Origin of the sequence: Margalitia sp. FSL K6-0131 (genome assembly GCF_038008735.1) — a bacterium.
GTDB classification, from domain to species: Bacteria; Bacillota; Bacilli; order Bacillales; family Bacillaceae_C; genus Margalitia; species Margalitia shackletonii.
Genome location: NZ_JBBOZS010000001.1, coordinates 5,124,246 through 5,150,223, shown reverse-complemented (window position 1 = coordinate 5,150,223; position 25,978 = coordinate 5,124,246). Strand labels below are relative to the sequence as shown.

At 37.1% G+C, this 25,978-nt stretch carries 28 protein-coding genes and 1 riboswitch; of the genes, 27 read left to right on the top strand and 1 reads right to left on the bottom strand.

Going from position 1 to position 25,978, the window contains the following annotated elements:
- The first annotated feature begins 201 nt into the window (after positions 1 to 201).
- The 7 genes from NSQ59_RS25155 to NSQ59_RS25125 all read left to right on the top strand — a co-directional run bounded on the left by NSQ59_RS25155 (position 202) and on the right by NSQ59_RS25125 (position 4,257).
- Positions 202 to 1,590 carry a VWA domain-containing protein gene (locus NSQ59_RS25155; RefSeq protein ID WP_445669224.1) on the top strand — a complete coding sequence of 463 codons (1,389 nt, stop codon included), beginning with the start codon at positions 202 to 204 and terminating at the stop codon, positions 1,588 to 1,590.
- 16 nt (positions 1,591 to 1,606) lie between these two features.
- Complete coding sequence (locus tag NSQ59_RS25150) at positions 1,607 to 1,774, top strand: hypothetical protein (RefSeq protein ID WP_161809288.1); 168 nt, start codon at positions 1,607 to 1,609, stop codon at positions 1,772 to 1,774.
- 21 nt (positions 1,775 to 1,795) lie between these two features.
- Positions 1,796 to 1,951 carry a hypothetical protein gene (locus NSQ59_RS25145; RefSeq protein ID WP_161809287.1) on the top strand — a complete coding sequence of 52 codons (156 nt, stop codon included), beginning with the start codon at positions 1,796 to 1,798 and terminating at the stop codon, positions 1,949 to 1,951.
- A gap of 53 nt (positions 1,952 to 2,004) precedes the next feature.
- Positions 2,005 to 2,274: a hypothetical protein gene (locus NSQ59_RS25140; RefSeq protein ID WP_055741304.1), complete on the top strand. Its 270-nt coding sequence runs from the start codon at positions 2,005 to 2,007 to the stop codon at positions 2,272 to 2,274.
- Positions 2,249 to 2,857, top strand: coding sequence for a hypothetical protein (locus tag NSQ59_RS25135; RefSeq protein WP_340832995.1), 609 nt, complete (start codon positions 2,249 to 2,251; stop codon positions 2,855 to 2,857). Before NSQ59_RS25140 ends, NSQ59_RS25135 begins: the two co-directional genes overlap by 26 nt.
- A 144-nt stretch (positions 2,858 to 3,001) precedes the next feature.
- Positions 3,002 to 3,322, top strand: coding sequence for a transposase (locus tag NSQ59_RS25130; RefSeq protein ID WP_055738127.1), 321 nt, complete (start codon positions 3,002 to 3,004; stop codon positions 3,320 to 3,322).
- Between the two features lie 17 nt (positions 3,323 to 3,339).
- The gene (locus tag NSQ59_RS25125) at positions 3,340 to 4,257 is read left to right on the top strand and encodes an IS3 family transposase (RefSeq protein ID WP_152982338.1); all 918 of its coding nucleotides are present in this window, start codon (positions 3,340 to 3,342) and stop codon (positions 4,255 to 4,257) included.
- 713 nt (positions 4,258 to 4,970) lie between these two features.
- Here the strand turns inward: NSQ59_RS25125 and NSQ59_RS25120 are convergent.
- Positions 4,971 to 6,440 carry an amino acid permease gene (locus tag NSQ59_RS25120; RefSeq protein WP_340832994.1) on the bottom strand — a complete coding sequence of 490 codons (1,470 nt, stop codon included), beginning with the start codon at positions 6,438 to 6,440 and terminating at the stop codon, positions 4,971 to 4,973.
- A 593-nt stretch (positions 6,441 to 7,033) separates the two neighbouring features.
- Between NSQ59_RS25120 and NSQ59_RS25115 the strand changes: the two genes are divergently transcribed.
- The 20 genes from NSQ59_RS25115 (at position 7,034) to ltrA (ending at position 25,891) form a co-directional block, all read left to right on the top strand.
- The gene (locus tag NSQ59_RS25115) at positions 7,034 to 7,585 is read left to right on the top strand and encodes a cysteine hydrolase family protein (protein WP_055741301.1); all 552 of its coding nucleotides are present in this window, start codon (positions 7,034 to 7,036) and stop codon (positions 7,583 to 7,585) included.
- A 123-nt stretch (positions 7,586 to 7,708) separates the two neighbouring features.
- Positions 7,709 to 9,175, top strand: a complete 1,467-nt coding sequence (locus NSQ59_RS25110; protein WP_340832993.1) for a nicotinate phosphoribosyltransferase — start codon at positions 7,709 to 7,711, stop codon at positions 9,173 to 9,175.
- 27 nt (positions 9,176 to 9,202) lie between these two features.
- Positions 9,203 to 10,030, top strand: coding sequence for an ammonia-dependent NAD(+) synthetase (gene nadE / locus NSQ59_RS25105; RefSeq protein ID WP_126648738.1), 828 nt, complete (start codon positions 9,203 to 9,205; stop codon positions 10,028 to 10,030).
- 384 nt (positions 10,031 to 10,414) lie between these two features.
- The gene (locus tag NSQ59_RS25100) at positions 10,415 to 11,371 is read left to right on the top strand and encodes an AAA family ATPase (protein WP_055741298.1); all 957 of its coding nucleotides are present in this window, start codon (positions 10,415 to 10,417) and stop codon (positions 11,369 to 11,371) included.
- Positions 11,372 to 12,568, top strand: coding sequence for a DUF58 domain-containing protein (locus NSQ59_RS25095; RefSeq protein ID WP_126648739.1), 1,197 nt, complete (start codon positions 11,372 to 11,374; stop codon positions 12,566 to 12,568). It abuts the gene before it with no gap.
- Positions 12,565 to 14,772: a transglutaminase TgpA family protein gene (locus tag NSQ59_RS25090; RefSeq protein ID WP_340832992.1), complete on the top strand. Its 2,208-nt coding sequence runs from the start codon at positions 12,565 to 12,567 to the stop codon at positions 14,770 to 14,772. Before NSQ59_RS25095 ends, NSQ59_RS25090 begins: the two co-directional genes overlap by 4 nt.
- Before the next feature lie 27 nt (positions 14,773 to 14,799).
- Positions 14,800 to 14,899, top strand: a riboswitch (purine riboswitch).
- A 142-nt stretch (positions 14,900 to 15,041) separates the two neighbouring features.
- On the top strand, positions 15,042 to 16,595 hold the full coding sequence (gene guaA, locus NSQ59_RS25085; protein ID WP_340832991.1) for a glutamine-hydrolyzing GMP synthase: 1,554 nt from the start codon (positions 15,042 to 15,044) through the stop codon (positions 16,593 to 16,595).
- 233 nt (positions 16,596 to 16,828) lie between these two features.
- Positions 16,829 to 16,999: a hypothetical protein gene (locus NSQ59_RS25080; protein WP_340832990.1), complete on the top strand. Its 171-nt coding sequence runs from the start codon at positions 16,829 to 16,831 to the stop codon at positions 16,997 to 16,999.
- A gap of 210 nt (positions 17,000 to 17,209) precedes the next feature.
- Positions 17,210 to 17,353, top strand: a complete 144-nt coding sequence (locus tag NSQ59_RS25075) for a hypothetical protein (RefSeq protein WP_340832989.1) — start codon at positions 17,210 to 17,212, stop codon at positions 17,351 to 17,353.
- 17 nt (positions 17,354 to 17,370) lie between these two features.
- The gene (locus NSQ59_RS25070) at positions 17,371 to 17,799 is read left to right on the top strand and encodes a hypothetical protein (protein ID WP_340832988.1); all 429 of its coding nucleotides are present in this window, start codon (positions 17,371 to 17,373) and stop codon (positions 17,797 to 17,799) included.
- A 72-nt stretch (positions 17,800 to 17,871) separates the two neighbouring features.
- The gene (locus NSQ59_RS25065; protein ID WP_340832986.1) at positions 17,872 to 18,165 is read left to right on the top strand and encodes a hypothetical protein; all 294 of its coding nucleotides are present in this window, start codon (positions 17,872 to 17,874) and stop codon (positions 18,163 to 18,165) included.
- 86 nt (positions 18,166 to 18,251) lie between these two features.
- Complete coding sequence (locus tag NSQ59_RS25060) at positions 18,252 to 18,581, top strand: hypothetical protein (protein WP_340832985.1); 330 nt, start codon at positions 18,252 to 18,254, stop codon at positions 18,579 to 18,581.
- Between the two features lie 24 nt (positions 18,582 to 18,605).
- Entirely contained in the window at positions 18,606 to 19,988 is a 1,383-nt protein-coding gene (locus tag NSQ59_RS25055) for an FtsK/SpoIIIE domain-containing protein (RefSeq protein WP_340832984.1), read from the top strand.
- Between the two features lie 2 nt (positions 19,989 to 19,990).
- Positions 19,991 to 20,197: a DUF7695 domain-containing protein gene (locus NSQ59_RS25050; RefSeq protein ID WP_340832983.1), complete on the top strand. Its 207-nt coding sequence runs from the start codon at positions 19,991 to 19,993 to the stop codon at positions 20,195 to 20,197.
- Between the two features lie 287 nt (positions 20,198 to 20,484).
- Positions 20,485 to 20,988: a peptidase gene (locus NSQ59_RS25045; RefSeq protein WP_340832982.1), complete on the top strand. Its 504-nt coding sequence runs from the start codon at positions 20,485 to 20,487 to the stop codon at positions 20,986 to 20,988.
- Entirely contained in the window at positions 20,969 to 21,997 is a 1,029-nt protein-coding gene (locus NSQ59_RS25040; protein WP_340832981.1) for a replication initiation factor domain-containing protein, read from the top strand. The genes NSQ59_RS25045 and NSQ59_RS25040 overlap by 20 nt, the downstream gene beginning before the upstream one ends.
- A 20-nt stretch (positions 21,998 to 22,017) precedes the next feature.
- Positions 22,018 to 22,224, top strand: a complete 207-nt coding sequence (locus tag NSQ59_RS25035; protein WP_340832980.1) for a DUF3173 domain-containing protein — start codon at positions 22,018 to 22,020, stop codon at positions 22,222 to 22,224.
- The gene (locus NSQ59_RS25030; protein WP_340832978.1) at positions 22,221 to 23,468 is read left to right on the top strand and encodes a tyrosine-type recombinase/integrase; all 1,248 of its coding nucleotides are present in this window, start codon (positions 22,221 to 22,223) and stop codon (positions 23,466 to 23,468) included. Before NSQ59_RS25035 ends, NSQ59_RS25030 begins: the two co-directional genes overlap by 4 nt.
- A gap of 55 nt (positions 23,469 to 23,523) precedes the next feature.
- On the top strand, positions 23,524 to 23,916 hold the full coding sequence (locus NSQ59_RS25025) for a hypothetical protein (protein WP_340832977.1): 393 nt from the start codon (positions 23,524 to 23,526) through the stop codon (positions 23,914 to 23,916).
- A 715-nt stretch (positions 23,917 to 24,631) separates the two neighbouring features.
- Positions 24,632 to 25,891, top strand: a complete 1,260-nt coding sequence (gene ltrA / locus NSQ59_RS25020) for a group II intron reverse transcriptase/maturase (protein WP_055737770.1) — start codon at positions 24,632 to 24,634, stop codon at positions 25,889 to 25,891.
- Positions 25,892 to 25,978 lie beyond the last annotated feature (87 nt).

The following is a 25,978-nucleotide window of genomic DNA, read 5'->3' as shown; positions in this document are numbered from 1 at the left end:
GAAAAGATGGAGAAAATTTTACCTCATTTTGTTCCAGTTTCAGTGTTGGAGCGGCTTATTGTAGACGGGAAATTTCCTCTTACCGCTATTGTGGTTTGTCTCTGGTGTACCTTATTATTTTTTTGTTTTTTTAAAAGATCAAAGATGCATACTTGGGAATATTGGGATTAATCTACGAGATTTAGATTTTCCAAGAAGGATGTGAAGGGATTGAAGGTCAGAACATTTTTGATTCTAGTAATTATTGCAGTAGTTTTAATAGGTTGTGAGAATACAAAGAGTAAAGTGGAGGATCAAGATTCCCACGAAAATACAACAACCGAAACAAATGCTAGTAAAGAAGTATCTTCAAGCAATCCGGAGAATGAGGAACATAGTAAAATCGGGGTTCCCCCTCTGCCATCCACCTATCAAGAATTATCCAATCTGCCAGCAGGGGAATTGGCAGGATTTAAACATGAATTAGATAATGATGAAGAGCTTTTAAATCAGTTGAAAGATTTGCCGAATATTTCTTCGAAACCAACACATGATGAATTGGATCTATTTTATACCAAATTACTGGAAAAAGTACAGCAAGGATTTCAAGGACCTGAAGAAGCTATCAATCAATTAAAGTTTCAATCTATAGGTGACCCGAATATAAAAGACCCAAGGTATCAATTTAAAGACAACCTAAATGTTGAAATTTTATTGGATGCTTCCGGCAGCATGGCAGAAATTATTGATGGGAAATCAAAAATGGATATCGCTAAAGAGTCGATTCTTTCTTTTGTCAGTGAACTCCCTAAGCAAGCTAGAGTTGGGCTGAGAGTTTATGGCCATAAAGGCAGCGGTGCGGACTCGGATAAAAGTCTGTCCTGTGGCAGCAGTGAGATTGTCTATTCAATGTCTAATTATAGTGATCAACCTTTTAAACAGGCTTTAAATAAATTTTCACCAAAGGGTTGGACACCAACAGGTTTAGCGTTAAATGAGGCCAAAAAGGACTTAGAAAAATTCAATGGGGAAAATAATACGAATATTGTCTATTTGGTGAGTGACGGAATATCAACCTGTAATGATGACCCAATTGGGGCGGCAAAGGATTTATATGATTCAAATGTGTCCCCTATTATCAATGTGATTGGTTTTGATGTTGATAGTAAAGGACAAAACGAATTAAAGCAAATTGCAAATGCCACAAAAGGAATTTATGAAACGGTGAAAAATCAGGGTGAACTTCAAAAGCAGCTAGATAATATTAAAAATGTAGCAGAACAGTGGAAGGAATGGAAAGCGCACGGAGAACAAGAACTTAGAATAAAAAAGGTGAAAAATGAGTTATCCATTTTCGGATATGTTACGGAAGAAGAAAGAAAAGAAGTAGACGAAAAAACGGATATTAGCTTCCTATTAAGTAAGTTTTATCAAAACAAGCTAATGGATAATGAAGCATTCGATTATTTAAATAACAAAAATAATGAGTATCATCAATGGATTAAAACGGAAATTGATCAGTTTAATCAGGAGTTAAAGGCATTAAATGAGAAGAGCTATGGAGAGGCATTAAAAGTACTAGAAGACAAATACAATGTGAATACCCAATAGATTGGGGTGATTTTATTTGAGGGGAAGGAAAATTGAAAGATTTATAGGTTTACTGCTAGTTTTTGTCCTTACATTTTGGATAGTCTCCCCTGCTGTCAGTTTTGCAGCATTTATTTCACCGGGAACGCCGATTACACCCGGAAAGGCTATCAATCCAGGTGCTCCAATTAAAGGAGGAAACTAGCTCAAAGAGGTCAAAGTCCGAATGGTGGCAATGCCGCGCAAGGGAGCCAAGGTCAGACAGGCACGGGTTCATCTGGTGAAGGAAATGAAAATCCATCTTTCCTTAATCTATTATTTAAGTCATCGGATCCAAGCATGGGATGCTTGGGCACATAATCGGAGGTATTCGGGATTATAAAACATATAAATTAGGATTTGCAGATAAAGTAGCACAAGCGGGAGCTGCAGGATATGCCGGCTTCGGGTTTAATTATAAAGGTAATTCCAGATATGGAGTTACAGGGAAAAATAGTAACCTATTTAATAAGTGGTACCGCTACAGGAAGAAAAATAAAAGGAGCGGTCAGAGACGGAGTAAAATATGGATATGATGGGATTGCCTCTGGTGCGAAGAAAGGCTATGAAAAGGCAAAACAAATTGGCAGTAAAATAAGCAAAGGATTTTCATCAACATTTAAAAAGTTAGGTGGTCTATTTGGCGGCTTATCAACAAATTGTTAATTTCAAAAAGAGCAGGGTTATCCAAACTTATATATTGTTGGCCTTTCTTGGGTTTATAACAAGCTTTGTTCCAAAAGAGTCATGCCCATTAGCGATATTGAATGAAATCCTTGCATTGCTGGCAGTGCCTATGTTTCTCGTCTTTTTAGGGAGACATAAGCACGCTAGCAAGCGTTACTTTTCTTTATTATCATTTGTCATGATGATAGAGATGGCGATCTTTTTTGTAGAACCCATTCTAAGGATATTTTATGGAAGCATCTTCTTTTGGATAGAGATAGTGGTTCTAATCTTTTTAGGAATAGTATCTTATCGTATTGCTGAAAATGTTGCGCTAGGTTTTATAAAGCCTGGATCAAAATTTGGACTGATTATATATGCAGTATGCGGCGCCATTATTGGTTTAGGGGCTATTGTATATCGCATTACATTAGGAGCCGAAGTACCGGATGCATTTCCGATTGCGATTATTTTGTATCTATTTTCATTAATGTTTTTATTTATATGCCCGATCATGTTAATCCGCCCGGCAAGAGTCGAGGAATTGAGTCAAGGAGATAATAAACATAAGGGAGTTAATTGAATTTAGATTGGTGGAGGTATTAAAATTTAAACTGATTCTTGTAATATACGCTTATATTTTAATACTTTCTATTTAGCCCCCTAACTCGTTTGGACACCTACTTCGTAAGATATTACAATAAATATATCCGAGGGGGCGTATAAAATGAGTAAAAGAAGAGGGCCGATAGAAGAAGTAAAGAAAAATTATGTACGCATGGCTTTAGAATCTGGAAATATGGCATTTGTAGCACGTAAAACTGGTGTAAGTCAATCTACTCTAAAAGCTTGGGTGAATCTATATAGGAGTGAGGTGGAGGCTGAAATGGAACAGGAGGGGGTTAATCCTCTCTCTTCTTCACCTTCTAATAATGACCTTCAAAAAAAATATGATCAAGCAATGAAATTGTTAGGGGAAAAAGAGCTGGAAGTGGCGATGCTTCGTGACATGTTAAAAAAAAAGTTTCCGAACTTTCCGAGAGAGTAGAATTAGCTCACGAATGGATTCAGGAGGGATTCCCAGCTAAACGGGTCCTTAAGATTGCCTCTGTTCACCGTTCTACCTATTACTACCGTCTCTCTCATCCTAAAGGAATGAAAAAAATAAAAGGTGGACGACCTGTACCTGGATTTTCCCGTACGCAATCGAACAAAAAAGTGAGCGACAAAAAGATAAAAGGCTATCTGATGAAATTGATGGAGAGGAAAGAATGCGTCTATGGCTACAGAAAGCTTACTCGAAGTTTAAGAAAGAAATACAAATTAATCATTAATAAGAAAAAGGTTTATCGCCTATGCAAGGAATTGGATATCCTGGTGCCTCAACGGGAGAAAAAGGGGAAGATTCCAAGAAAACTAGCGAAAAACAGAGTGGTTACAGGACCAAATCAGCTCTGGCAGCTAGATATTAAATATGGTTACGTGACAACTTCACGACGTTTTTTCTTTCTTGCCAGTGCCATAGATGTTTTTGATCGTTCCATTGTTGGTTATTTTAAAGGGACTCATTGTGAAGCAAAGGATATTACGAAAATGCTTCAAAAGGCGATGTTAAAGCGTGGAGTTCATATACCTGACTCCGACGATGAAAAAGCTTTAATCATTCGAACGGATAATGGCCCTCAATTTTGTAGTACACATTTTAGAGATTTTTGTGAGAATCAAAAGGTTTTTCATGAACGAATTCCACCCAAATCACCTAATATGAACGCATATATAGAGTCTTTTCATAGTGTACTAGAAAGAGAGTGTTACCAGCCAAACGAGTTTGTAACTTTTGAGCAAGCATATAAAACGGTTGATGAATACATCAAATTCTATAATGAAGAACGGTTCCACGGTGGGCTAAAAGATAATACACCAAAGGAGTACTACGAAAAGTGGCAAAATAAAACCCTAGAACCAGTTAGGTTAGCCATGTAAAACCCTATATCCTGTAGATTTTAGGTAAAAGGAGCCCTTTTACCTAAAATCTACAGGCCACCAAGCGATAGCGCGGTAGATAAAATGGAAAACTAAGAAAAACAGAGAATTCCAAAGTAAGTGTCCAAAATTAAGGGGTTAAACCGCTTTTATTCTGTTCAAAATGGGAACCTCCATACTTTGCTCTTTTTTCGAAGAATTTAAAGATAATCCCGCCAATTTCCTCAACAATCCCGCGAAAATTTGAATTAATTCGGCCAAATTCTCGATTAATCCCGCGAGAATCCTTAATAATCCCGCCAATTTAAAAATAAAGAAAAAACCGGCACACGGCCGGCACAATAAAGGAGGTACTAGACATCTTTTTTGGGGGGAAGAGTCTAGTTAGTATTTTGCTGCTGCTTGTCTGTAAGACTAAATACATCATAATACGTGAATCCTAAAGTTTCATGAAAGGAAAATGATAATTTAATGAGAAACAAAATGTTCACAAATACGAAAAGCGAAAGCGCCTGTCCATCGACGTACAAACTGTAGGGCTTCGACTGAGATAAAGGAAACACAGCGAGGTAGTTCAGGAGCTGATGTTGACTTATGTAGGGAGGAGACCGGAAGTTTGCTAGTCGATAGGCGCTGTAGCTAGACAATACGAAAAGCGAAAAATGCCTTGATCACATAAAAAAGAAGAGCAACCCCATGCTCTTCTCTAATAACTACTTGTTTATCTCAAATTCACATTTCTCCAAAGGAACGACCTTTGTTTTCTTTATAAATTTATAGCCGAACCACATTACTAAAAATAATGGAATACCAAGATAAGCTGCAACGGCACCCATCCAATCGATTTTATTACCCAAAAATGCTTGGTAGTCTTGGGCTAGAACGACAATTAAACACACAATAAAAGCAAAAATTGGTCCGAATGGGTAGAGCTTCGCACGATATGGCAGCTCATCTAATGAATGGCCTTGTGCTACGAAAGCCTTCCTAAATCGATAATGACTGACGGCAATTCCTAGCCAGAAAATAAATCCTGTTACACCTGCTGCATTCAGGAGCCACATATAAATGGCGCCGTCACCATAAATCGAAGCAAGAAAAGCGAGCATTCCCACGATTGTTGTAATGATAAGTGCCGGAACGGGAATTCCTCGTTTATTTAACTTACCTAAGAAGCGAGGGGCTTGACCTTCGCGAGCCATTGCATACAAAATTCGGGTAGATGCATAAAGGCTGGAGTTTCCAGCTGATAATACGGCTGTTAAAATGACCGCATTCATAACAGAGGCTGCAAATGCTAGGCCTGCTTTTTTAAATACTAAAGTAAATGGACTTACCATGATATTATCACTTTGCAAACTTGCTGTAGTGTAAGGAATAATAAGCCCGATAACAAATATCGCTAGTACATAAAATAATAGAATGCGCCAGAAAATACTGCGCGTAGCCTTTGGAACACTTACGCTAGGATTTTCACTTTCCCCAGCCGCAACTCCAATGATTTCCGTACCTTGGAAGGAGAATCCTGCTGTTAGGAAAACTCCCAGTACTGCTAAAAATCCACCATGGAATGGTGCGTCCTTTACTGTAAAGTTCTTAAATCCAATAGCATGTCCACCATTCATAATGCCGAAAATCATCAAAAGACCTACAACAATAAAGATAATTATCGTTGCTACTTTAATAAAAGAGAACCAGTATTCTCCTTCTCCATAACCTTTTACGGATAAAATATTTAACCCAAAAATGATAATAATGAAAATTCCGCTCCATAACCATGATGGGCTATTTGGAAACCAGAATTTCATTACAAGTGTGGAAGCCGATAATTCAGCAGCAAGAGTAATTGCCCAGCTATACCAGTAATTCCATCCTAATGCAAATCCTAATGCTGGATCGATAAATTTGGTAGCGTAAGTGCTGAATGCCCCGCTTGTCGGCATGAATGCTGCAAGTTCTGCGAGACCAGTCATAATAAAATAAACCATGACACCGATAATAATATATGCTAACAATGCACCACAGGGTCCAGCGGAGTAAATGGCGGATCCACTTCCTAAAAATAATCCTGTACCGATGGAACCACCAAGGGAAATCATTGTTAAATGCCTTGTTTTTAGGCCACGTTTTAGTTCATTTTGTTGAGCACTAGATTTTTGATTGGTGGGTTGATAACTCAACATCCACACCCCCCTGAGATGATTAAATAATATAAGTGCTGAATATTTATGCAAACAATCATTTTCTATCATAAACCCAAATGTAACTATTGAAAAGGGGAAATTCCTTACAGTTAAGAGAAAGTATTAAGTTTTTGCCATATACATTATTTAACAAGATTTAACACTGTTTAGCTCCAGTGCCTATCGGCTAGCGGATTTCTCCGTCTCCTCCCTACGATAAGTCAACATCAGTTCGTGAACTACCTCACTGTGTTTCCTTTATCTCAGTCGAAGACTACGAAATCCGTACGCCGATGAGCAAGGCACTTCCGCTTTTCTTATGTTGTCAGTAATTTCGGATATTATTAACATTTTTATAGGCTGGGTTAATGACTCTTTCCTAAAGTTTATTAGGTTATAAAGCTTCGCTGTGGGCAGCTTTGAAAAACTTCTAGCTCCAGCGCCTCAAATGCCTCACTGTGTCTCCTCAATCTAGCCTGTAACTACAAAATCTGTAAGCAGTTGGACAAAGCACTTTCACATTTGTTCTTTTCATCATATAGTGTAAAATGGTAGTGCAAGTTCTTATTAATCCGTTTGGGGGTCTGGAGAATATGTTCAAAAGGGCGCTTATCAATATTGACTATACATATGATTTTGTTGCAGATGCAGGGAAACTTACATGCGGAAAACCAGGACAGGATATAGAAAAAGAAATTGTGAAATTGACGCAGGAGTTTCTTGAGCAGAATGAATATGTTGTGTTTGCTGTTGATTGCCATAAGGAAGGGGATACCCTTCACCCGGAGACAAAACTTTTTCCACCGCATAATATAGAGGGAACAAGTGGCCGTGATTTTTATGGGTCCTTACAAACTATATACAATCAACATAAAAATAATGAGAATGTGCACTATATGGATAAAACGAGATATAGTGCTTTTGCTGGAACGGATTTAGAAATAAAATTACGAGAACGTGGCATAGAAGAACTGCATTTATGCGGGGTATGTACGGATATTTGTATCCTTCACACAGCTGTAGATGCTTACAATAAAGGCTTCCGGCTAGTAATCCATTCAGGTGCTGTAGCAAGCTTTAACGCAATCGGCCATGAATGGGCACTTGAACATTTTAAAAACACATTAGGAGCTAAAGTCCTTTAAATAAATAAGAAAAGTGCATTCGCTAGACAAAGATTAATCTTATGAAATAATTTATATGATAAAAAACATAGATTTTCTTATTATATTCAAAAGGCGCCTTAGCAAAATAAGGAGTGGGGTTTGATGGTTCGGCTCTATAATGATGATAGCTTAAACCTTCATACAGATTTATATCAAATTAATATGGCCAAAACCTATTGGCAGGATGGAATACATGAAAGAAAGGCAGTTTTCGAAGTGTTTTTTCGAAAGCTTCCATTTGATAATGGGTATGCCATTTTTGCAGGGCTGGAAAGAATTACGGAATATTTAAGAGATTTTCGATTTTCCAAAGAAGATATTCAATATTTGCGCAATGAGTTAGGGTACGAAGAGGAATTTTTACAATACTTAAGCAATCTTCGTTTTACGGGGACCGTGCGTGCTATGCATGAAGGTGAGATAGTATTTGGAAATGAGCCGATGATTCAGGTGGAAGCACCCCTTGCTCAGGCGCAGATTGTGGAAACTGCTTTGCTTAACATTGTGAATTTCCAAACATTAATTGCCACGAAAGCATCCAGAATTAAGCATGTCGTTGGTGATGAAACAGTCATGGAATTCGGTTCAAGACGTGCACACGAACTGGATGCTGCTATTTGGGGGACAAGGGCAGCATTTATTGGAGGCTTTGATGCTACCAGTAATGTGAGGGCAGGAAAGCGGTTTGGAATTCCTGTCTCGGGGACACATGCACATGCCATGGTCCAAGCATACCGTGACGATTATACGGCTTTTAAAAAATACGCAGAAAGTCACCGTGACTGTGTATTTCTTGTGGATACGTATGATACGTTGAAATCTGGTGTTCCTAGTGCCATTAAAGTGGCAAAGGAATTCGGAAATAAAATTAATTTCATTGGTATTCGTTTAGACAGTGGAGATATGGCATTTTTATCAAAGGCAGCTAGAAAAATGCTGGATAAAGCTGGCTTCCCAAATGCAAAAATTGTGGCTTCTAGTGACCTGGACGAATATACAATTTTACATTTAAAATCACAAGGGGCAAAAATAGATGTTTGGGGAGTTGGAACCAAACTAATTACTGCCTATGACCAGCCGGCATTAGGGGCTGTCTATAAAATGGTCTCAATTGAAGACGAAAATGGGAATATGCAGGATACCATTAAGATTTCGAGTAACGCCCATAAGGTAACCACTCCTGGGTTAAAAAACGTGTACAGGATTATTAATATGGAAACTAATAAGTCTGAAGGCGATTATATTGCGATGCGGGACGAGGATGTTCAGTCACAAAAAGAATTAAAAATGTTTCATCCTGTTCATACGTATATCAGCAAAGTAGTTACACATTTTGAGGCTAGGAATTTACTTCATGACATATTTGTTAATGGAGAATTCGTGTATAAATTGCCATCCCTTCACGAAATCCAAGGGTATTCACGAGAAAGCTTGGCATTTCTTTGGGAAGAATATAAACGATCTTTAAATCCTCATGAATATCCGGTGGACTTGAGTCAGAAATGCTGGGATAATAAAATTAAAAATATTGAAGAAGTTAAGCAGCATGTAAAAAGCTTATCGGAATAAATTCGAAGCACCGGGAGGTTTTTTTTAATGAAAGATCTGCGAAACCAAATCTTAGAGGAAATGAAAGTAAAGCCAACTATTAATCCACAAGAGGAAATACGCATCAGCGTCGACTTTTTGAAAGATTATTTAAAAAAATATCCGTTTATTAAGGGCTTTGTACTTGGCCAGTCGGGTGGGCAAGACTCAACATTGACAGGAAAACTTGCCCAGCTTGCAATTAATGAGCTGAAAGAAGAGACAGGCAATCAAGAGTATAAATTTATTGCTGTACGTCTTCCTTACGGGGTACAAAAAGATGCAAGTGATGTAGAAGATGCCATTCAATTTATTCAGCCGGACAAGGATGTTACGGTGAATATTAAACCAGCAGTGGATGCCATGGCAGCATCGTTAAAAGAAGCAGGAATCGTGCTTTCGGATTTTGAAAAAGGAAATGTAAAAGCTCGCGAGCGGATGGTCGTGCAGTACGGCATTGCTGCGATGGAAAACTGCGTGGTGCTTGGAACCGATCATTCAGCAGAATCGATTACTGGTTTTTATACAAAATACGGTGATGGCGGAGCAGATCTTATACCGATCTTCCGTCTAAATAAGCGCCAGGGAAAAATGTTATTAAAAGAATTAGGCTGTCCGGAGCATTTATACTTAAAAACTCCGACTGCAGACCTTGAAGATGAACGCCCGCAATTACCGGATGAAAGTGCACTCGGTGTTTCCTATGATGATATTGATGATTATTTAGAGGGAAAAGAGGTTTCCAAACAAACACAGGAAACGATTGAAGCTCTTTATAAAAAATCGGAGCATAAACGCCATTTACCGATAACGGTATATGATGACTTTTGGAAGTAAGATGACGGAGGGAGTTCTCATGAACTCTCTCTTTTGTTTTACTAAGGTAGTCTCTGTCTAGCTCCAAGTGAAATTGGCACTTCAAATTTCACCAGCGCCTATCGGCTAGCGGATTTCTCCGTCTCCTCCCTACGATAAGTCAACATCAGGTGAACTTTGAAGTGCAATTTCAATAGCTCGTGAACTACCTCTCTGTGTTTCCTATATCTCAGTCGAAGACTACGAAACCCGTACGCCGATGAGCAAGGCGCTTCCACTTTTCTTAATAGAATTCCATTTTACCGCTTTTTCTCCTAGGCATTTCATAGTATGCTATAAGTAGAACGTAAATATTAGGAATTTTCCAAAGTATTTCACATTTCTCACAGACCCAGGAGGTAAAAAATGACTGCAAATCATATACATCCTAAGCTTAAACAAGTGTTGAGCAATATTGAAAAAGTAATGATAGGAAAAACAAATGTTGCAGAGCTCAGCCTAGTTGCTTTGCTGGCAGAAGGGCATGTTCTTCTGGAAGATGTTCCGGGAGTCGGAAAAACAATGATGGTTCGTGCTTTAGCAAAATCAGTAAATGCGTCTTTTAAGAGAATTCAATTTACACCAGATTTATTACCGTCCGATGTAATCGGTGTTTCCATATTTAATCCGAAAGATTTAGAGTTTCAATTTAGACCGGGACCAATTATGGGAAATATTATTCTGGCAGATGAGATTAATCGTACATCTCCTAAGACACAATCTGCTCTTTTAGAGGGGATGGAAGAAAGCAGTGTTACTGTGGATGGTGTTACACGCTATCTGGATAAGCCGTTTTTTGTTATGGCTACACAAAATCCTATTGAATATGAGGGTACTTACCCCTTGCCTGAAGCACAGCTGGATCGCTTTTTATTAAAAATGAAGATGGGTTATCCGGAAGTAGCTGAAGAGGTTGAGATATTAAGTAGAGCGGAAAAACAAGCACCAATTGAAAGCCTGGAATCGGTTATTACCCTTCATGAATTACGAGAATTGCAAAATGAAGTAAAGGAAGTTTATGTAGATCATAGTTTAAAACAATATATTGTTAGTATTGCACATCAAACCAGGATTCATGGAAATGTGTATCTAGGGGTAAGCCCGCGTGGTTCGATTGCATTAATGAAAGCGGCACAGGCCTATGCCTTTTTACATGGAAGGGATTTTGTCATACCTGATGATGTTCAATATTTAGCGCCGTATGTATTTTCGCACCGAATTATATTGAAATCTGAAGTGAAATATGGAGGTCAGTCACCAGAGGATATTGTGCATGAAGTAATCCGATATATCCGTGTACCCGTGCAAAAGGTAGTGAAGTAAATGAAAAAGAAATGGAAAATGAAAACATGGATGAAAATAGTACTCCTTTTTTTAACGCTGGGAATTGTCTTTTCTTATGCAATGTTCCAGGGGGGCTTTGTAAGCTGGTTTTTATTCTATAGCTTTACACCGTTTGCTTTATACGCATTGCTCGTAGCATTTTATCCATTGAGTGACTTTAAGGTAGAAAGAACCTTTAATGGCGATAGTTATAGTGTTGGTGATGAGTTAAAAATTACGATTTCGCTTGAAAGAAAGTTTCCGTTTCCACTATTCTTTCTTATTATTCGAAATGATACTAGTTTCGTAGATAAAGGAGAGGAATTAATCCTTTATCCATGGTTTAAGAGAAGAATTAGTGTGGTTTATACGGTTGCTAACTTGCAAAGAGGTGAACACTTTTTTAGGGATATTACGTTAAAAAGCGGGGATTTTCTAGGACTTTTCTTGAAAGACCAAGTTATATCCGATTCCAAAACTATTCTTGTTTATCCATCTTACATAGATATGATTTATAGATCTATTGAAAGTCGCTATGAACAAGGTGCTTCTGCATCTCAGATTAGACTTCAAAATGATTCAACAATGGTAACAGGTGTGAGAGAATATCAGCCCGGTGATCGCTTTACTTGGATTGACTGGAAATCCACTGCCAAAAAGAATGAAATGCAAACGAAGGAATTTGAGGAACGCCAGTCCCATGACATTTCCGTTATTTTAGATCGGATACCGTCAAAGGGCTTCGAATCAATGGTTAAGTTTTCGGCTTCTCTTATTAGGACCATCATTAGGCATGGAGGACAAATCGGCCTTTATTCTGTCGGTAAGGACCATTCCATTTTTCCTATTCGGGGTGGGGAGGAACATCAGCACCAGCTTTTTTACCATTTAGCAAAGGTACAGCCTGATAGTGGAGTACCTGTTCATGCTATTCTTTCCGGTGATAAGGTATTCTATCAACAAGCAGCATCTATCATGATTGTTACTTCCGCGCTTTCCCAGCCATTAGTTGATAGTGCACACATGTTTACAAGAAACACAGGTGCAGTTGTTATTTTTGTTATTAAAGAGACGGGAGACAGAATTACAAATGAAGAAAATGCATTAAATGAGCAGGCCTTAAGAAACGGGACATATGTTCGTTTTCTATATGAAGAAGGTTTTCGCTCCGCCTTATTGGGGGTGAAGCAAAGATGAGACAAACGAAACGAGATAATAAAAGTTTTATCATCATTTTATACATCTTTAGTTTCTTTCTCTTATGGGAGTGGATCAGACCTTTAGAGAGCATAACGGATACCGGTAATTCCTATTTATTCGTTCTGTTTATTCTAATGTCCTTTGCATTGTATATTATTAATATAAGAAAAGGCATTGATATTGTTCTTAAGGTTATCTTTATCTTATTTTCTCTTCACCATTTGTTTTATCACCAGCATTTGCTTGAATTAACCTGGATATTCGATTTCTTTGGAAACCTATTTCATAATCTTAAAAGATTATTTGCCGGCCATTGGGATCTTTTATCAGGAGAGTTCCGCAGTCTTTTATTTTTTATTTTGCTTTGGCTTATTACCTACCTTTTAAAATATTGGCTTACGGTTAGAAGAAATGTCTTTATTTTCTTTTTAATGACCGTTATGTATATCACCGTATTAGATACATTTACACCTTACCACGGAGAGTGGCCAATCGTACGTACGATATTTATTGGCTTTGCTTTACTCGGGGTTCTTTCCTTTAAAAGGCTAGCCGAGCAAAACCGACTGGCAATTTCAAAAAACAATTGGATAAGGTGGACAGTACCACTGGCCATCATCATTTGCGGATGTACTCTTTTTGCGTTGGTAGCTCCGAAAGCAAATGCTATTTGGCCGGACCCGGTGCCTTATATTAAGGCGCATGTAGGAAAGGATAAACAAAATGGCAGAGGTTCTGGTGGAAGGGGGACGGTAGGATATCGTTCGGATGATTCCCATTTAGGCGGACCATTTAAGGGGGATAACACGGTTGTTTTTAGAGTAAAGGCTCCATCAAGACAATATTGGCGAGTGGAGACAAGGGATACGTATACAGGAAAGGGATGGATTAATACTGAGAATGTTTCTACCAATGTTTTTTCTTCGGGATCCCTTGCAAGTACTTCTGTCACTAACAACATGGTAGAAGGTGTAAAAGAGGAAAAGGCTGTTATCCATTTTAATAGGAATAATTATACTGTTGTATATCCATACGGACTTTTAAAGATAGTTGGGAAGAGTGGACTGGAGAAATTTATCGCTAATATTGCAACTGATAAGGTGGAGGTTTTTAGTGAGAGTCCTAATAAGGAGCTAAATGATTATACAACTGTATATATTGCCCCACAGTATAGCGTTAAAGAATTAAAAAAACCGCCGCAACATGGATTTGCGTACCCAAGTGATTCTTTACAGCTGCCAGATACATTACCGCAGCGAGTACGAGATTTGGCAGAAAAAATTACAGCGGGTAAAACGAATGAATATGATAAGGCAAAAGCAATTGAAAAATATTTCCAAATGAATGGCTTCGTCTACGACCAAAAAAATGTTGCTGTTCCAAAGAAGAACCAGGATTACGTAGACCAATTTTTATTTGAAACCAAAAGAGGTTATTGCGATAATTTTTCTACTTCGATGGTTGCCTTATTAAGGTCGGTAGGGATTCCTTCACGATGGGTAAAAGGATATTCTGGCGGAAACTATGTGGATACAGTAGATGATACGTATAAACTGTACGATATCACGAATAATAATGCCCATTCATGGGTAGAGGTTCTGTTTCCAAATGTGGGTTGGGTACCTTTTGAACCAACCGTTGGGTTCTCCAATAATGCTATTTTCAAGGATGATGAAAGTAACAAAGCTGTAAATTCTACATCTCCTGATGATGAAATGAAAAAGAACCAGCCGCAGAAGAAACCAACTGAGCAAGCTACACAGCAAAATACATCGACAACGGAAAAGTTTTCACTTAAAGCGGAGTGGAACAAAGTTTGGAATTATATGAAGCTGCATTGGTTGCGATTTGCAATCATTCTATTGGTAATTCTTTCAGCAGTTTGGTTTATCTATTGGAAACGCGGGAAATGGTTGCCATTTTATTTGGTGTATCATTATCGTAGAAAGAACGATCCGGATACTTTTTCTAAGGCATACCTATCGCTATTGAAACAATTAGAAAGATACGGAATTCGAAAACAAAACGGTCAAACATTAAGGGAGTTTGCCAAGTACGTAGATACTTTCTTTGAAACAAATGCAATGAAACAACTAACGGAGCATTATGAAAGGATTATCTATAGAGGACGAAAGACAGGCGTCAAGTGGGAAGAGACGCGCGAATTATGGGAAAATTTAATTAAAAAAACAAGCGGTTGACCCAAACCACAATCAAGTATACAATGGTACAAAATATAGGTTGCACTTCATATAATTTTGAAAATATGGTTCAAAAGTCTCTACAAATCACCGTAAATGATTTACTATGAAGGCAGTTTTATTCTACCGTTTTTGTGTTAAGGGAGTTGCAATTTGCATACAACCTTAGTGTTTTTTTGCTATTTTACAAAAACTAGAATTCTGCCTTCTATTGTTATTTAAGGCGGGAATTCTAGTTTTTTTTATTTTCTAATAATGGAGGATGTCCAATGACAGAAAATGTAAGCATGCAAAATCAAGAAATGATCGTTGTGTTAGATTTTGGTAGTCAATACAATCAATTAATCACAAGAAGAATTCGTGAGTTCGGTGTATATAGTGAGCTTCATCCTCATACATTAACTGCAGATCAAATTAAAGCAATGAATCCAAAAGGGATTATTTTTTCAGGTGGCCCTAACAGTGTTTATGATGAAAATGCATTCCACTGTGATGAAGCTATTTTCGATTTAGGTATTCCGGTTTTAGGTATTTGTTACGGGATGCAATTGATGACCCAACATTTTGGCGGAAAAGTAGAGCCTGCGCAGCACCGTGAATACGGAAAAGCTAAAATTGAAATCAAATCACCATCGAAGCTTTTCGAAAATCTACCAGATGAGCAAGTAGTATGGATGAGCCATGGTGATTTAGTAACAGCAACACCTGATGGGTTTACTGTAAATGCAACTAGTTCTTCATGTCCTATTGCATCAATGAGTGATCCATCCAGAAACCTATATGCCGTTCAATTCCACCCAGAAGTACAGCATTCTGTTTATGGAAACGACATGCTAAAGAATTTCGTATTCCATGTGTGTGAATGCGAAGCAAATTGGTCTATGGAAAATTTCATAGAGCTAGAAATGCAAAAAATCCGTGAAACGGTAGGGAACAAAAAAGTTCTTTGTGCTTTAAGCGGCGGTGTTGATTCCTCTGTTGTAGCTGTGTTAATTCACAAAGCAATTGGGGATCAATTAACATGTATCTTTGTTGATCACGGATTGCTTCGTAAAGGAGAAGCAGAAAGTGTCATGAAGACATTTGCGGAAGGTTTCCATATGAATGTCATCAAAGTAGATGCGAAAGATCGGTTCTTAAACAAGCTTGAGGGAGTTTCAGATCCTGAGAAAAAACGTAAAATTATCGGAAATGAATTCATCTATGTATTTGATGACGAGGCTACAAAGCTTGAAGGCATTGATTTTCTGGCTCAGGGTACTCTTTATACAGACATTATCGAAAGCGGTACGGCAACTGCACAAACAATTAAGTCACATCATAATGTCGGTGGATTACCAGAAGACATGCAATTCACATTAATTGAGCCGTTAAATACTTTGTTCAAGGATGAAGTAAGAGCTTTAGGTACGGAACTTGGAATTCCAGATGAAATTGTGTGGAGACAGCCATTCCCTGGACCGGGATTAGGTATTCGTGTTCTTGGTGCCATCTCTGAAGATAAATTAGAGATCGTTCGGGAATCAGATTATATTTTACGAGAAGAGATTAAAAAAGCTGGACTTGATCGTGAAATCTGGCAATACTTCACCGTGCTTCCTGATATTAGAAGTGTTGGTGTAATGGGAGATGCCCGTACCTATGATTACACAGTAGGTATACGTGCCGTAACATCTATTGATGGTATGACATCTGATTGGGCAAGAATTCCGTGGGATGTTCTAGAAGTTATCTCTACTAGAATTGTCAACGAAGTAGCACATGTCAACCGTGTCGTGTATGACATTACAAGCAAGCCACCAGCAACTATTGAGTGGGAATAAGATATTAAATTAATAATATTTGTGAAACCTATCTTAAAGCGTTTTTCAACTTGTTAAATGTTTTAAATTCTTGATTTATGATAGTATTCACCACCAAAAGCCCCCCCAAGAAATACATCTTGGGGGGTTAATTGATAAGGGTGCATTCAATGATTCTTCTATTAAATTGTGAAATCACCATATCGGTGGTAAAATGACACGTAATAGGATGTTTATTTATAGGAGGCAATTTTATGAGAATGACAATTACGTTATCTATTGAAGCAAAAGAGAACTTAACAAAGTTGCAAAAATTGATTAGTGAAGAATCTGGAGGAGGAAAAGTAACTCAAGGTTTTGCTATTGGATATGCACTAAAAAATCAAGTTGAACTAATGGAAAAGAAGGATAAAGAAGAAAAATAAATACTAAAACAAAGGTTAATCATTTTAGATTAGCCTTTTTATTTTGCCTTTTTCGAGTTCAAATATTTAATTAAATAGTAACTCACCAAAAAATCACGCGAATATATGATTTTTTGGTGTTGACTTGGTGAAATTATGGTGATAATATTATTTTAACGCAATTTGGTGTTTGTTTGCGTGATTTGAATTGATAGGGAGGTATTAACTGAAATGCTTGAAGAAGAGTTTGAAAATTTGTCAGATGAGGAACAACTTGAAGTCATTGAGTATTTAGATGAGTATATGGAGTCTGTAGCTATCGGAAACGGTGATTATACTGTAGGCCCTAATGGAGAAATTCAGATTGATGATTAATTTAAGGGGGCAGATTGATGAAAACAAATAACAAGAAATTTTCGGCAAAGATGAAAGAAGAAGCGATATATCGTCTTGAAAAATTAGGTATGGATAAAGACGTAATAGAAAAAGTGAAAAATTCAAATGATGTAATTTTTGTAAGTGAAGTATTTAATGTAGAATACATCGGTCAAGTACCCAAGATTGTTGAATACAAAGTCGATGACATTCCCGGACAAGCTCTAACAGCGATGAAAAATTATTTACCTTATTTCGGGATTAATCATGGTGGATTATGTATTTTTTACGTTTCTCCTGATGAGGAGGAATGGGAGTTTGATAGGGAGTGTTTGGATGACAAAAATCCAATCGTATATGTTTACAATGAACGTCAGCCTGATTGTAGTGAATTTGGAGGTATCTGTTTCGATAAAACGCCTCAAGGATTAATTCGTACCTCTTAAATAAGGGATATAAAGGTAGAAGAGAGTTTCTTTTCTACCTTTCATATAAAAAATAGAAGGAGCCTGATTTGTATGTGGAAAGATTATTTAAAAAACAAAATAAAAGAAGAAAAAAATGAGAGTGAGGAAAAAATCATCATGTCGAAAAAAGAAAAATTTCAAAAATTAGCATTGAAAAGGGTAGACAGAACATTGATTGAATTGGATTTAATCGCCAATCTTACTACAAGCCGATATGACTGTACTAAGGAGCAAGCTGAGGCAATAACATCGGAATTAAACAAAAAGGTAAATTATATTGAGGGTTTATTTGATAGACGATTTCTTCTAAATGAAAACAAAGAAAAAAAACAAGAAATTCAGTAGAAAATTTGGAGGAAGGTTTGAATTAGAATACCTGTAATAGAGAGTAGCTAATTAAGTTGCTCCCTATTAAAATACTGGAGGGAAAAATGAAAAATAAAGTCAAAGTGGTAAACAAATTCATTTTTGAAACTGCTATAACTCTTCTACCATTTACCATAACTTATATATTACTTGCTAATTGGTTATCGGGTGTTAACGATTTCGGTAGATATTATGAAGAGACTTGGAACCCCAACATTCGCAAAGGTTGGATAGAGTTTGATACCTTTGGTCAAGGATTTAAGGATTACAGTTTTGAAGTTTCATACGTTTTTTGGGGCGGATTAATATCAGCAATTCTTCTAGTTCTAATTGGCAAGCTAATTCATCTAGGGCTTTTAAAATTAATAGAGAGTCGAGTAAATATTAAACAATAGGATTTGAAAGGGGGTTAGCAATCCATGAATCTAGAGGCACTTAAGAATATGCTCAATAGAGGAAAGGGTGATTGGCATCATGTTGTTTTCCCACGAAAGAAAAATAAATTATTAAAATATTTTCTTGTGTTATTCATTTTTATGTTGCTTTTTGTAATTGCATGGGTGGAGAGTGTTATTCCATCGTTATCTGTTAATATTCCTATCATTTATCGTTCGATAAGCTTTAACTGGCTAGTAAGTTTAATAATGATTATTTTTTGGGGCTTTGTAGTTTATAAAAGTATTAGATTTTATCTGAACTATGTTAAGGGCCATAAGTCAGGGATTGCTAATAATCTAGCTTATATGATAGACACTCTTAAATTATATGATGAAGAATACTTTGAAATTATTAGCGAAGGTAAAGCTGTTAGAGAAAAACGTATTGTGAGGGTTATACGTATTTATTACAAAGAAACGGAAAAATACGTTAATGTGAGAATAATGAGAGACGGTGATCGCTTTACAAAAGAAGCTACTAAACTAGGAGAAAACTTAGAATCAAGTTTAGGAATGGAATTGGAATCTACTAATACGACGGTAAATTTTGCTGAATATATCTTTTTAAAACACAAAGATGAACGTATAAATCTAAATTCAACGGTTAGTAATGTGAATGGTTCAGATGAAATAAAAATCACTGGGAATATATCTTATGAACTTCATAAAGTCCCCCATTCTCTAATTGTTGGGGGGACTGGTTCGGGTAAGTCCTTCTTTATACTAGGTAAAATTGTAAATTATTTAAAGTTATCTCCACAAGCTGACTTGCGAATCATAGACCCGAAAAAAGCTGATTTGAGTCTATTGCGGTTTGTTACTGGTTTTGAAAATAAAGTTGCAACAGAAGCTAACCAAATATGTCGAATTCTTAGGGAAACTGTTGAATTGATGGAGCAAAGGTACACAGATTATTTTAATGATGTATCAGCCTTTGGGAAAACTTATCGAGATTTTGGTCTTCCGCCGGTCATAATAATTTTCGACGAGTTCTCAGCGTTCATACACTCAGTAGATAAGAAGGTAGCGAAGGAAGCCTTAGATTATGTATTTGTTCTAGTTATGAAAGGCCGTGCCGCAGGAGTGACAATTGAAATACTAATGCAAAGACCATCAGCAGATGACCTCCCTACAAATATTAGGGCACAGATGGGTTTTAAAGCAGGTTTGGGAGCTATGGACTCCATTGGCTATAATATGATATTTGATACTAATAATGTTGAATATAAGACCGTTACAGAAAAAGGTGGAGGGTATATTCAAATAGACGGAAAACACACCGCCCCTGTATATTTCGAAACGCCTTATATTCACAAGGATTTTGATTTCATAGCGGAGATAGAAAATTTAATGCAAGGAGGGTAAGCATGAAGGTAATTGTGAATAAGGTAAAGTGCAAAAAATGCGGAAGTATTATCGAATCGAAGTATACCCATGATTTTCAACGCTGTGTATGTGGTGCTATTGCTATTGATGGAGGTAGAGAATATCAAAGGTTACATTGGCCAGCTGGGAAGGAAATGGATGATTGTATTGACTTTAGTTACTCAATATATGCAGATAACAGCAAGTAGAGTATTTTCATGCAACAACTCCTCCCCGAAATGAGCGTAACTTTTTGCGAGTGTTTCGGTGGCGACGATAGTCGACAAACGGAGTGTCAAGAAACGCTCGTGAAAAGTTACGCAACGGTGGGCGTTCTTTGCCCAACGCAAAAATTTGCTTAGCAACCAGTGGGTAACACTGGTGATTCTCCCTCATTAAAGAACGGTAGATTTATTGTCGCTCTAAGCACGAAACACGTTTTTAAATCCCCGGGTTTCGGGATTTAAAATAATAAAAATTTAAAGGTGGTAAATTTATGACAAAACTTATTTTAAAATCTACTAAACTACATTCTTTAAACGATTCAGAAAATATCGAGTTAGGAGATTTTCATTTTGATATTAAGCAATTCAAAGTTCCTACAGCAATGTTAGTGCAAAAAGATGGCTTTGCTGCACGAATCGAAAAAGAGAAAAATCTAAATGGTGAGCTTGTTGAAACAGGTAAATATGCATTAACTTTTAAAGTTTATGATAGACCGTTTATTGAACTTGTCTTACAAAATGGTGGTACTGAAATAGGCTCGCCTATTACGGTAGTCGTTGAGAAACAGGATAGTCTTCCTATTTTTGATAGTTTTGAAGATGGTGAATTCATTCCTATATCTTTTACAGGACTTAAAATTAAGCCTAAAAAAGTCCAAAAGAAGACATTCGTGGGACAAGGTAAGCCAATGATTGATACATGGCAGTATTCAGACATCAAGATAGAAGCTGATAGTTATACTATCGGTGAAGCAGATGAGCCAAGAGCAAAGTAATCATTGCCTAATTGATTACTTTCGTTGTTCGATTCCAAATAGTGAATTTCCGACAATCGCTGATGGAATTTTAGGAATCCCTATCTCCGAATTTTCTTCGGAGATCAAGGGTTCCCCTTACCCCACTTATGATATATGTATTAGTTTTGCAAATATAAAGCTTCATTCCTCAAAAAGTCATAATAGCGTTCTTATAGATATGGCTGGGCAAGCATGCAGACAATATGAAGAATATATGTCTAGGGTTGATGGTTGGCACTGGCATAAATTCATTTCTTTTATCTTAGAAAAGCAAGGTAAAGTATCAAGAATTGACCTAGCTTTAGATATTTTTGATGATGCTACTCCATCTGTAAAAGTGTTACAGGATTATGTAAAACGTGGACAGTTAAGCACGAAAAGTCACAAATTCATTGAAATAAATAGTGGTAGAATTCTTGATGGAAAATTGACGGGATTCACGTTGTATATTGGTGCATCTCCCCAAATATTACGAATCTATGATAAAAAACAGGAAAGAAAAGATAATGCAGATGAAGTTGTAAATGTTGAAAAATGGGTCAGATGGGAACTAGAATTGACCGGAAAAAAGGCAATGCAAGTAGCTCTCAATATATCGAATGGAAAACCACTTAATGTAATAGTTAAAGGTATTTTATCAGCTCATTATTGCTTCAAAACACAACCTAAAAGTGTTAGTGACTTTCATAATAAAGATAGACTTTCTACAATGAAATGGTGGCAAAAGTTTGTAGATGGTATTGAAGCAATTCCTTTAAAAGTTAAACGTGAAAAACTTACTTTAAAGAAAAAGAAAAATTGGGTTGAAAATTCTACAGTAAAATCAATAAGTATGCTTTATGAGTCATTTAGGCGTGTATATGGCGAAAAATATGCAGAGCTTTATTTGAAAGAGTTAATACATATGGGGAAGGAAAAAATCACTGAATCAGACCAAACATTAATCGAGCAACGAGTATTAGAACTTATGAGCGAAGATGAGTATTAGCGTGGAAAGGGGTTGTTGTGATGGGTACAACAATATGTAAAGATGATTTAATCAAATTAGGATATAAGAAATATCAAGCTATTTCACTAATTAGACAAGCAAAAGCAATTATGGTGCAAAAAGGTTGTCCTTATTATAACAACAAAAGATTGGGAAGAGTTCCAAGAGACGTGGTTGAATCCATTTTAGGAGTTTCCCTAATTTTAGAAATGACTAATTCCCAATGAAAAATAGAACACAACAAACAACTAAATATCCTGGTGTGTATGTTGACGACAAAGGCAACTTCTTTTATCAATCAGAATTTGGCATTGACCGTATTACAGGAAAACGAATACGAAAAAAAGGAAGAAAAGACGTTAATGGCAAGCCTTTTTCTTCCGCATTTGAAGCTAATAAAGAGTTAACTCGGTTAAAAAGAGAATATCATAAAATCAATAGTTACGCTAACTATAAAATGACTTACGAGCAATTTATGAATAATGTATATATACCTTACTATCAAACAGATGTTGAAGAAAGTACCTTCTCCGTTCGGCGAAGAATATTAGAAAAAATAAGGGATAGATTTGCTTCTGTCCCCCTTCGTTCTATTTCAGTTGAGGATGTACAAAATTTTCGTACATGGCTTTTAACAAGTCGAGAAAATGGAGGAGCTGGGTATTCTCAATCGTATGCTAGTCTAGTTTTTGGAACGTTTCGTAAAAGCTTAGATAAAGCTGTAGAAATGCAATATTTAGAATACAATATTTCGAAAAAAGTTAGAGCAATCAATAAAGGAAAGGCGATTGTACCATATTGGACAAAACAAGAATTTGAAAAAGTGATAAGTCAAATTTATATCGGTGATCTCTATGAACATTTGAATTTCGTTATGCTATGGGTTTATTACATGACTGGAATTCGAGTAAATGAAGGTACTGCTTTATATTGGAATGATATTGATATTAAAAAGAAACGTTTACGTGTTCATCATATGTTAGTAATAAAATCAAGAAGCGACTGGAAAAGAAATTCCTATACTAAAACGGAAGATGGAAAAAGAATAATTGCCCTTGATGATGATACTATAAACATTTTAACGAGATGGCGTAAAAGACAATCAGAAATAGGATTAGGCAACGAAAACGACTTTGTTTTTAGCTATGATGGGCTACCAATGATTAAATCAACAATATCTCGAATTATTGAACGCTATTCAAAATTTGCAGGAGTGAAAAAGATACAAGCAAAAGGCTTGCGACACTCCCATGCTTCATATCTTATCAATGAATTCAACGTTTCGGTTCTTGTTCTATCTCAACGTATGGGGCATTCAAGTCCAGAGATTACTTTAAAACACTACGCTCATATGTGGAGTGGTGCTGATACTGCAATTGCTGATGCAATGACTGGAAACATAGAAATCAAAACTGCTGAACGAACAAAAATCAAATTTAATGGGAATCAAGCTGTTAAAAAGATGCAATAGCATGGTTTGTACTATATACTATTCAAAAAAAAGAATAACGAAATGGGGGAGCTATATGTTGACTTATGACCATTATTTAAAAATGAATGATAGTCTGACTTTTCAAGAAGCAATTGATATACATTCAAAGATTTTGCAAACTGCGAATACAAAAGATGAAGATTTCCAAGAACTTTTGGAAGATGTTATTAAAGCAGCGAATAACTACGCAAATATACGAGCTAACTGGAGTATTCAAACAACTGATGAAAGGAAAAATATTGATGAAGCAAGAACTATTCAGCATAATGATTTCATGGCAACTTTGAAAATACTAGCAAGATATATGAAAAATCAAGGCTGGGACTCTGAATGGATGGACAAGTTAGGAACTATAGAAAATGATAGAAAACGGTTTGGTGACTTTGCCTGTTATATGGTTTGCGTTAATTCTCTAAATGCTCGATAATTTGTTTTTGCCCACCGAATAACCCACCAAATTAACTTAAACAGTTGAGAAAACTAGAATTTCAAAGGGTTTTCTGTGACCGTATATAATTGAGTGGGAATAAATCAAATTCCTTGAATGGGATGGGGGACTGGTCCCCCATCCCATTATTATTGTGCGCCCGGCATGGGTGTAGTCTCTAGGGTGAAAGTCCCGAACTGTGAAGGCAGAAGTAGCAGTTAGCTTAACGCAAGGGTGTCCGTGGTGACGCGGAATCTGAAGGAAGCGAGCGGCAAACTTCCGGTCTGAGGAACACGAACTTCATACAAGGCTAGGTATCATTGGATGAGTTTGCAATACAAAACAAAGTCCTTTCTGCCGAAGGTGATACAAAGTAAATGAAGCAGATAGATGGAAGGAAAGATTGCACTCTTACCCGGGGAGGTCTGGTTGATACGCCAAGTACACTTGGTAACCTATCTAGTAATGGATAGCTGAACAATCAGAAGTCAGCCGAAGTCGTAGTACTTGGTTTGCTCGAGAGAATCAAGGAAGGACTGAACCATTTTAGGAGAACAAACACTCGGCAAACGGTTCTTTATGTATGAAAGCAGAAAATTCTTACGGAACCTACCTGAAAGGAAGAAATGGTGAATTCCATGGGGGACTTCGGGAGGGCTTAGTAAAGAACCCACTTAATGAGAATGTATTGTTCACGTAGAAAGGATAAATCTCAATGTTAATGGAACGAATGTTGTCACGGGAAAATCTTTTATTGGCATTAAAGCGAGTAGAAAAGAACAAAGGAAGTCATGGAGTAGACAATATGTCCGTAAAAGACCTACGAAGACATATTCTCGAAACGTGGGATACACTTAAAACATCCTTAATGGAGGGTACTTATCAACCTTCTCCTGTCCGTCGGGTTGAAATCCCAAAACCGAACGGTGGAGTAAGGTTATTAGGTATCCCAACCGTGACAGACCGTTTCATCCAACAGGCGATTACTCAGATTTTAACCCCTATCTTCGACCCGACTTTTTCAACACAGAGCTATGGTTTTCGACCAAACAAACGAGGTCATGACGGTGTTAGACAAGCGAAGAAATATATCGAAGAGGGATACCGATGGGTAGTCGACATGGACTTGGAGAAATTCTTTGATAAAGTCAATCATGATAGATTAATGCGGACTCTATCCAAAAGGATTCAAGACAGAACGCTCCTATCACTAATTCGGAAGTATCTACAGTCTGGCATTATGATTAATGGAGTCATAACGAAATCCGAGGAGGGTACGCCCCAAGGTGGACCATTAAGTCCTTTACTCTCCAATATCGTTCTAGATGAACTAGACAAAGAGTTAGAAAAGAGAGGGCACAAGTTTGTCCGATACGCAGATGATTGTAATATCTACGTAAAATCGAGAAGAGCCGGAGAGCGAGTAATGGACTCGATTACTACTTTCATTGAATTTACTCTAAAACTAAAGGTGAATCGAGAAAAGTCAGCTGTAGACAGACCTTGGAAAAGAAAGTTTTTAGGTTTTAGCTTCACATTTCATAAGAAACCGAAGGTGCGGATGTCAAACCAAAGTATTCAACGTGTCAAGAAACGGATACGAGAATTAACTTCAAGGTCAAAACCAATTCCAATGGATTATAGAATAGAGAAGCTGAATCAATATTTGATTGGCTGGTGCGGATATTATGCATTAGCAGATACACCCACTATTTTCAAAGAATTAGACGAATGGATTAGAAGGCGTCTCAGAATGTGCCAATGGAAAGAATGGAAGAAACCAAAAACCAAAGTAAGAAAACTCATTGGATTAGGGATTCCAAAAGAGAAGGCATACGAATGGGGAAACTCTAGAAAGAAATATTGGAGAATAGCCAGAAGCCCAATCCTACAGAAAACCCTCACAAACTCCTATTGGGAGATGCGAGGGCTGAAGAGTCTTTATGTGAGATATTCTCAACTACGTCAGACATAAATGGAACCGCCGTATACGGAACCGTACGTACGGTGGTGTGAGAGGTCGGGGGTTAGTCACCTCCTCCTACTCGATTGTTGATCAACA

Bases quoted from the DNA above. Each gene is read 5' to 3' on its own strand.
- NSQ59_RS25145 (WP_161809287.1), top strand. From the start codon at position 1,796: ATGGTGGCAATGCCGCGCAAGGGAGCCAAGGTCAGACAGGCACGGGTT.
- NSQ59_RS25140 (WP_055741304.1), top strand. From the start codon at position 2,005: ATGCCGGCTTCGGGTTTAATTATAAAGGTAATTCCAGATATGGAGTTA.
- NSQ59_RS25130 (WP_055738127.1), top strand. From the start codon at position 3,002: ATGAGTAAAAGAAGAGGGCCGATAGAAGAAGTAAAGAAAAATTATGTA.
- NSQ59_RS25120 (WP_340832994.1), bottom strand. From the start codon at position 6,440: ATGTTGAGTTATCAACCCACCAATCAAAAATCTAGTGCTCAACAAAAT.
- NSQ59_RS25115 (WP_055741301.1), top strand. From the start codon at position 7,034: ATGTTCAAAAGGGCGCTTATCAATATTGACTATACATATGATTTTGTT.
- NSQ59_RS25110 (WP_340832993.1), top strand. From the start codon at position 7,709: ATGGTTCGGCTCTATAATGATGATAGCTTAAACCTTCATACAGATTTA.
- nadE (WP_126648738.1), top strand. From the start codon at position 9,203: ATGAAAGATCTGCGAAACCAAATCTTAGAGGAAATGAAAGTAAAGCCA.
- NSQ59_RS25100 (WP_055741298.1), top strand. From the start codon at position 10,415: ATGACTGCAAATCATATACATCCTAAGCTTAAACAAGTGTTGAGCAAT.
- NSQ59_RS25095 (WP_126648739.1), top strand. From the start codon at position 11,372: ATGAAAAAGAAATGGAAAATGAAAACATGGATGAAAATAGTACTCCTT.
- NSQ59_RS25090 (WP_340832992.1), top strand. From the start codon at position 12,565: ATGAGACAAACGAAACGAGATAATAAAAGTTTTATCATCATTTTATAC.
- guaA (WP_340832991.1), top strand. From the start codon at position 15,042: ATGACAGAAAATGTAAGCATGCAAAATCAAGAAATGATCGTTGTGTTA.
- NSQ59_RS25080 (WP_340832990.1), top strand. From the start codon at position 16,829: ATGAGAATGACAATTACGTTATCTATTGAAGCAAAAGAGAACTTAACA.
- NSQ59_RS25075 (WP_340832989.1), top strand. From the start codon at position 17,210: ATGCTTGAAGAAGAGTTTGAAAATTTGTCAGATGAGGAACAACTTGAA.
- NSQ59_RS25070 (WP_340832988.1), top strand. From the start codon at position 17,371: ATGAAAACAAATAACAAGAAATTTTCGGCAAAGATGAAAGAAGAAGCG.
- NSQ59_RS25065 (WP_340832986.1), top strand. From the start codon at position 17,872: ATGTGGAAAGATTATTTAAAAAACAAAATAAAAGAAGAAAAAAATGAG.
- NSQ59_RS25060 (WP_340832985.1), top strand. From the start codon at position 18,252: ATGAAAAATAAAGTCAAAGTGGTAAACAAATTCATTTTTGAAACTGCT.
- NSQ59_RS25055 (WP_340832984.1), top strand. From the start codon at position 18,606: ATGAATCTAGAGGCACTTAAGAATATGCTCAATAGAGGAAAGGGTGAT.
- NSQ59_RS25050 (WP_340832983.1), top strand. From the start codon at position 19,991: ATGAAGGTAATTGTGAATAAGGTAAAGTGCAAAAAATGCGGAAGTATT.
- NSQ59_RS25045 (WP_340832982.1), top strand. From the start codon at position 20,485: ATGACAAAACTTATTTTAAAATCTACTAAACTACATTCTTTAAACGAT.
- NSQ59_RS25040 (WP_340832981.1), top strand. From the start codon at position 20,969: ATGAGCCAAGAGCAAAGTAATCATTGCCTAATTGATTACTTTCGTTGT.
- NSQ59_RS25035 (WP_340832980.1), top strand. From the start codon at position 22,018: ATGGGTACAACAATATGTAAAGATGATTTAATCAAATTAGGATATAAG.
- NSQ59_RS25030 (WP_340832978.1), top strand. From the start codon at position 22,221: ATGAAAAATAGAACACAACAAACAACTAAATATCCTGGTGTGTATGTT.
- NSQ59_RS25025 (WP_340832977.1), top strand. From the start codon at position 23,524: ATGTTGACTTATGACCATTATTTAAAAATGAATGATAGTCTGACTTTT.
- ltrA (WP_055737770.1), top strand. From the start codon at position 24,632: ATGTTAATGGAACGAATGTTGTCACGGGAAAATCTTTTATTGGCATTA.